At 70.8% G+C, this 236-nt stretch carries 1 protein-coding gene; it reads left to right on the top strand.

Features of this window, described 5'->3' with window-relative positions; all coding sequences use genetic code 11:
- Positions 1–110: 110 nt before the first annotated feature.
- Positions 111–236: heme exporter protein CcmD (ccmD, locus tag ACRHNM_RS18180; protein ID WP_431138026.1), on the top strand; the 126-nt coding region annotated here is incomplete at its 3' end.

The raw sequence follows: 236 nt of genomic DNA on the forward strand, positions 1-236 counted from the left end.
CTTCGGCGCCCTTTGGCTGACGCGCATCCGCGCCGAGGTCTGGCGTCGCCGCGCCAATCACCTGGCCCTCGCCCGGGCCGACCACTAAGTCCTGCAATCGGATCGCCGCCATGTCGCACGACGCCCACTACGCCGCCTTCGTCCTCCCCGCCTACGCCCTCTCCGCTATAGGTCTCGCCTGGATGATCCTCGACAGCCTGCTCCGCGCCCGCCGCTGGAAGCGCGCCGTGGAAGCC

This window comes from Psychroserpens mesophilus, from assembly GCF_050617655.1.
Taxonomy (GTDB): Bacteria; Bacteroidota; Bacteroidia; order Flavobacteriales; family Flavobacteriaceae; genus Psychroserpens; species Psychroserpens mesophilus_A.